The 6,607-nt window shown below is 45.5% G+C and carries 6 protein-coding genes; all 6 read left to right on the top strand.

The genetic code is table 11. The features are described 5' to 3' along the window. Nucleotides 1-152 precede the first annotated feature (152 nt). The 6 genes from BBG47_RS12635 (at nucleotide 153) to BBG47_RS12610 (ending at nucleotide 6,524) form a co-directional block, all read left to right on the top strand. Nucleotides 153-1,883, top strand: coding sequence for an ABC transporter substrate-binding protein (locus tag BBG47_RS12635; RefSeq protein WP_065291989.1), 1,731 nt, complete (start codon nucleotides 153-155; stop codon nucleotides 1,881-1,883). Nucleotides 1,884-1,967: 84 nt separating this feature from the next. Beyond that, entirely contained in the window at nucleotides 1,968-2,924 is a 957-nt protein-coding gene (locus BBG47_RS12630) for an ABC transporter permease (RefSeq protein ID WP_065291988.1), read from the top strand. Nucleotides 2,925-2,940: 16 nt separating this feature from the next. Next, on the top strand, nucleotides 2,941-3,861 hold the full coding sequence (opp4C, locus tag BBG47_RS12625; RefSeq protein ID WP_065291987.1) for an oligopeptide ABC transporter permease: 921 nt from the start codon (nucleotides 2,941-2,943) through the stop codon (nucleotides 3,859-3,861). A 9-nt stretch (nucleotides 3,862-3,870) separates the two neighbouring features. Continuing rightward, a complete protein-coding gene (locus tag BBG47_RS12620; protein WP_021256989.1) occupies nucleotides 3,871-4,854 on the top strand; it encodes an ABC transporter ATP-binding protein in 984 nt (327 codons plus the stop codon). Further along, nucleotides 4,851-5,819 carry an ABC transporter ATP-binding protein gene (locus BBG47_RS12615; RefSeq protein WP_065291986.1) on the top strand — a complete coding sequence of 323 codons (969 nt, stop codon included), beginning with the start codon at nucleotides 4,851-4,853 and terminating at the stop codon, nucleotides 5,817-5,819. Before BBG47_RS12620 ends, BBG47_RS12615 begins: the two co-directional genes overlap by 4 nt. A 159-nt stretch (nucleotides 5,820-5,978) precedes the next feature. Then, a complete protein-coding gene (locus BBG47_RS12610; protein ID WP_065291985.1) occupies nucleotides 5,979-6,524 on the top strand; it encodes a dihydrofolate reductase family protein in 546 nt (181 codons plus the stop codon). Nucleotides 6,525-6,607: the final 83 nt, after the last annotated feature.

Raw genomic sequence — 6,607 nt, 5'->3', positions numbered from 1 at the left:
TCTCTTGCTGAGGAATTGGTCATTCTTTCTTATTTTATTGACCAATGTTCTATAAAAGAGTATATAGCCGAACATTCGAAGCTAACTAGGTAATATGTATACAACTTTTATACTAATTATAAATGTCATCTAAGAAATAAGGGGAGAATGTTGTGAAGAAAAGTCTTAGCACTATGATTTGCTTATTGTTGTCATTGACACTTATTCTGTCTGCTTGCGGAGGCGGGAATTCCTCTGAGGGTACAGACAAGACTACTGGCCAAAATACAGAACAACCGGCTGAAGAATTGGTAACCGATGGCTTGATTAAAGCTTCGGATGCATCCTTATCACCAGAGATTGCGAAGAACCGCAAGGACACCATGATTATTGGTATGACGGCACCAAGTGGTATTTTCAACCCATTGTTTGCAGACTCTACGTACGATAACTTTGTCAATACTTCGGTATTCAGCAGCATGATTGAAGTGAACAAAGATGGTACTTATAAGGAAGGTATTGCAGAGAAATGGGAAATTTCTTCTGACAACCTTGTATACACGTTCACATTGCGCGATGGTTTGAAATTCAGCGATGGTACTTCATTGACTGCGGACGACGTAGCATTCAGCTTGACTGTATTGCACGACAAGTCCTATGACGGTCCTACCGACATTATTAAGGACGCTCATATCAAGGGCGGCAAAGAGTATAAAGAAGGCAAAGCAACATCCATCGAAGGCATTAAAGTATTGGATCCACGTACAATTCAAGTAACAACGACAGAAGTGAATGCATTGGCCTTTTCTGCAATCGGTTCTGTAGGGGTTCTTCCGAAAGCAATCTACGGCAAAGACTACAAGCAAGGCAACCTGAGCTACATGAAAGATACGTTCACGCAACCAGTCGGCAACGGTCCGTACAAGCTTGAGAAGTTCGTGCCAGGTCAAGAGGCTATTTTGGTAGCTAACGAGTTGTACTACCAAGGCAAGCCGAAGATTGAAAAATTGATCTACAAGTTTACGACTGAAGAAACCAACATCCAATTGCTGCAAGCAGGCGAGACAGATATGGACTTCGTTTCCGTGAACAAAGATACAATCGAGCAGTTGAAAGAGTTCGGCTACTTGGATATTAACCTGTTCCCAGCGAACAGCTATGGTTACATTGCATTCAACCACAAGCATGACCAATTTAAAGATAAGCGTGTACGCCAAGCATTGACTTACGGTCTGAACCGTAAGGAGATCGTTGATGCCGTATATCAAGGCTATGCAGACGTTCTGAACGTTCCGCAATCCAAAGTATCTTGGGCGTACACAGATGATGTGAATAAGTACGATTTCGATCTGGAAAAAGCAAAACAATTGCTGGATGAAGCAGGCTGGAAAGTCGGTGGAGACGGCATTCGTGAGAAAGACGGCAAGAAATTCAAGATTACGTTCACAGCGACTACTCCTAACCCTGTAAACGATGCAATCATTCCACTTGCTCAAGCAAGCTACAAAGAGCTTGGCATCGAATTCGTTGCAGAACAAATGGACTTCAATGCTGCTGTAGACAAGCGTAAAAAAGGCGATTTCGACATGATGTTCTTGGCGTGGGGCTTAACACCAGATCCGCAATCCGGTGAAAATGTGTTCAAGACTGGCGGTTCCCAGAACGATGTTGGATACTCCAATCCGAAGGTTGATGAGTTGTTCACGAAAGCTGGAGCAATGGTAGACACTGAAAAACGTAAAGAGGTCTTTAAAGAACTTTATAAAGAGTTGAATGAGGATCTTCCTTACATCTTCTTGTACCAACGTCGTGATATGTGGGCGAACAACGCTCGCTTGCAAGGCTTCGATATGTCGCCATACCGCAACTTCACGTACAGCTTGCCACAATTGCAAATTCAATAGCCGCAAGGCAAATGAATTATGCCTGCAAAATGCTCAGCCTCCGGGCTGGGCATTTAGGCTTATATAAAGCTAGGAGGAATAATTATGAAGCAATACGCCATTCGGCGGCTGTTACAATTGGTTCCTACGATAATAGGGGTATCCGTTATCCTGTTCGCCGTATTTGCATTGGCACCGGGTAACTTTATCGATTCGAACCCGACGATTTCCAAAGAGCGCGCTGCTGAACTTAAAGCGATTCATGGTTTGGACAAGCCGCTTACTGAGCGTTACTTCACTTGGGCGAGCAATACACTCAAGGGAGATCTGGGGATGTCGATACAGCATAAGCAACCGGTTACAACTGTACTTAATCGCTATATGTGGAATTCCTTTATGATCGCTGCAATCGTATTAGTTTTATCATGGGCAATAGCAATTCTTGTCGGTGTATTTTCTGCTATCAGGCAATATTCATTTTTTGATGGGGTAGTTACGTTTCTCGTATTTGCCTTAATGTCATTGCCATCGTTCTTTGTTGGCTTATATGCAATTAAAGCGTTAGCTGTCGACTTCAAAATATTCCCTGTTGGCGGAATGTACACCTCCGGAAGCAATGCTACCGGATTGGCGCATTTTTGGGATTTGGTTCATCATTTAATGCTGCCAGTCATCGTACTGACTGCACTGAGTGTAGGCTCACTTACTCGTTATTTCCGTACGAGCATGCTGGAAGTTATCCGTCAGGATTACATCCGTACTGCACGTGCAAAAGGCTTGAAAGAAAGAACGGTTATTTTCAAACACGCGCTTCGCAACGCAATGCTGCCTGCAATTACGTTGCTGGGTATCGAGCTTCCGGGATTGTTCGGTGGCGCAATGATTACAGAGAAAATCTTCAACTGGCCGGGGATCGGTCGAATTAACTTAGAAGCAATCACGTCGCGTGACTACTTCCTGTTGATGGGCTTCACGATGTTCTTGGCATTGCTCACTGTAGTCGGTAACTTCTTAGCTGACGTGCTGTACCGCGTGGCTGATCCACGTGTACGCATGAAATAGAAAGGGGAAAAAGCTCGTGTCTCAAACTGCTACTAATTCTGCGGCTGCAACAGCTGCATCGAAGACGAAGCCTGCTTCCCCGTGGAGGTTGGCATTTAAGCAACTTAGCAAGAACAAATTCGCAATGGGCGGAATTTTCGTTGTAGTCTTGATGTTCATCATTTGTTTTATTGGTCCGCTGTTCTCGCCATATACTTTGGATACAATGGGCCCAATGAAAAATAAAGGTCCTTCAGCTACCCACTGGCTTGGTACGGACAACCTGGGGCGCGATATCCTGCTGCGGGTAATGCTCGCAGGACGAGTATCCTTGATCGTCGGTCTCGTTGCGATGATTATCTCTGTCACAATCGGTAGCACACTAGGAGCACTTGCAGGTTACTATCGCGGGTGGGTTGATTCCATCATCATGCGTCTAGCAGATATTATGATGTCGATCCCTAGCTTGCCGCTCTTGATCATTCTTGGTGCGGTACTATCAGATATGAAGGTTCCGCCGGACAAGCGGATTTTCGTCGTTATGTTTTTGCTCGGATTCATGAGCTGGCCAAGCTTGTCTCGTCTCGTGCGCGGACAGATCTTGATGCTGCGTGAGCAAGAGTTCATGCAAGCGGCAGAAGTGCTCGGTCTGCGTGACCGCCGCAAAATCTTCCGTCACTTGCTGCCGAACACGATTCCGATCATCATTGTCGTAGCCACATTGACGGTTGCGGGTGCAATTCTGCAAGAGTCGGTATTGAGTTACTTGGGTCTAGGGGTTGTGCCGCCGACGCCATCATGGGGGAACATGATTACGGCAGCGAACAACTTGATTGATTTCCAGAAGCGTCCATGGTTGTGGATTCCGCCGGGCGTATGTATTTTCATGACAGTAATTGCGATTAACATCATTGGTGACGGCTTGCGGGACGTCCTCGATCCGAAAATGAAGAGGTAGGGATACGTTATGTCAAATAACTTGATCGAATTTCGCAATTTGCGGACGAATTTCTATACTAGCAGTGGCGTCGTAAGAGCGGTCAATGATGTCAGCTTCTCGATTAAAGAAGGAGAAACGCTGTGCGTCGTTGGTGAATCCGGATGCGGAAAAAGCGTAACAGCGATGTCTCTTATGCGTCTTGTCTCACCTCCGGGTAAAGTGGAGGGTGGACAGATCTTATATAATGGCAAAGACTTGCTTGGAATTAAGGAACGTGAAATGCGCCAGATCCGCGGTAACGAAATCGCGATGATCTTCCAGGAGCCGATGACGTCTCTGAACCCGGTATTTACAATCGGGGAACAGCTGACAGAACCGATCCTGTTGCATAAAGGCGTTACGAAGAAAGAAGCCAAAAAACGTGCGATTGATCTGATCGAACTGGTCGGCATTCCACGTGCGGCACAAATCTTCGATGCATATCCGCATGAGCTTAGCGGTGGTATGCGTCAACGGATTATGATCGCGATTGCGCTTAGCTGTGATCCGAAGCTTCTCATTGCGGATGAGCCGACAACAGCGCTCGACGTAACGATTCAAGCACAGATCTTGGACTTGATGCGCAACATTAAGAAGGAATTCAATACGGCGATTATGATGATCACACATGACCTTGGTGTCGTAGCGGAAATGGCTGACCATGTTGTCGTTATGTATGCAGGTAAAGTGATTGAAGAAGCTCCTGTGCTTGAGCTCTTCAAAAATCCGAAGCATCCATATACGCAGGGCCTCTTGAAGGCAAAGCCGGTCATCAATGAGCGTATGGAGCGTCTATATACGATTCCGGGACAGGTTCCGAACCCTGTTGAACTCGGAGAGAACTGTTATTTCAATGATCGTTGCGAGCATTGCATGTCCATCTGTACGGATAAGCAGCCTCAGCTTAAGGTGTATGACAACAAACATAAGACAGCATGCTGGCTGTATGAAAAGGGAGGGGACGTACAATGAGTCAACAACCGTTGCTACAAGTAGACAATTTGAAAAAATACTTCCCCATCCAGGGCGGTATTTTATCCAAAACGGTAGGCCATGTTCGTGCGGTTGACGGTGTGTCTTTCAGCTTGAATAAAGGGGAAGCGCTTGGTCTCGTAGGGGAATCCGGATGCGGAAAGTCAACTACAGGTCGTACCATCCTTCGCTTGCTCGACAAGACCGATGGACAAGTGTTGTTCAACGGTGTAGAGATTCATGACTTGTCGAAAAAGGATTTACGCAAAATGCGTCCGAAGATGCAGCTTGTGTTCCAGGATCCATACAGCTCCTTGAACCCACGCATCAAGATTGGCGATGCAATCGGCGAAGCCCTGATCGACCATGGCATTTCTTCGAAGAATGAAGTGCGCGATCGGGTCAAAGAGATTTTGACGATTTGCGGCTTGGCTCCGTATCATATCGATCGCTACCCGCATGAATTCTCTGGTGGTCAACGCCAGCGTATCGGGATTGCGCGCGCCTTGGTGCTGAACCCTGACTTTATCGTAGCGGATGAGCCGGTATCGGCGCTCGACGTATCGATTCAAGCACAGATCATTAACTTGCTGAGTGATCTGCAAGAGCAGAAGAACCTGACGTACTTATTCATTTCACACGATTTATCCGTCGTTGAGCATTTGTGCAACCGTATCGGGGTTATGTACTTGGGCTCGCTCGTTGAGATGGCTCCTCGTGATGAATTGTTCAGAAATCCGCTTCATCCGTACACGAAGGCATTGCTGTCTGCAGTGCCTGTACCAGATCCAACACGCAGGCCTGATCGGATCGTATTGCAGGGAGATATTCCAAGCCCGGCGAATCCACCATCCGGCTGTAAGTTCCATACGCGTTGTCCGTTTGCGACAGACATCTGTAAGCAGGCGGTTCCGGAGTATCGCGATATGGGCGGCGGACATCAGGTTGCTTGCCATTTGGTCTAATTTGAATAATTCTCGTTATTTGCAGGCTGTCTCATCCAAGATGAGGCAGCCTGTTTTGCGTACGGTGGCAGAGAGAACTTTCCTTTATTAATATGACAGAGGATGACATCATTAAGGTCTATAATGAGGGAAACAAATCAATGAAAGGGGAGGCCATTTATGGGGCGAAGAATAATTCTTGATTTAGCCGTTACGATAGATGGTTTTATTGAAGGGAAGAATGGGGAAGTAGATTGGTGCATGATGGACGCTGAGATGGGATTTACTCATTTCTTACATCAAATTGATACGATTTTGTATGGAAGAAAAAGTTATGATTTATGGGGACAATTTACGCCAGGAAGCGAAAGTACGGAAGCTGAAAAAGAAATGTGGGAACTCGTGCACAGTAAAGAGAAGTATGTGTTCTCCAAGACGCAAAAAGGAACTGATAATCAAGCGATATTCATAAATGACAATATCCTTGAAGAAGTAAATACATTAAAGAATAAGCCTGGTAAAGACATCTGGCTGTATGGTGGAGCAAGCCTTATCACAACTTTTATCCGTTTAGGTCTTGTTGATGAATTCAGATTATCCGTTCACCCTGTTATTTTGGGTGAAGGGAAACCATTGTTTATGGATATAAAACAGAGGTTGAATGTAAAGTTGGTTCATACAAGAACATTCTCCTCTGGTGTTGTACAACTAATCTATAGAACATAATATTGCATGTCAATAATCAAAACTATCATCATGAAGATCGGGATTGGATCCAGCATTGTATAGCCTACAATTTATTTTTGCAG

Source organism: Paenibacillus sp. KS1 (assembly GCF_001680695.1).
Classification (GTDB): Bacteria; Bacillota; Bacilli; order Paenibacillales; family Paenibacillaceae; genus Paenibacillus_B; species Paenibacillus_B suaedae.
Note: the sequence above shows the minus strand (reverse complement) of the source record. Positions and strands in the feature narration are given on the sequence as shown.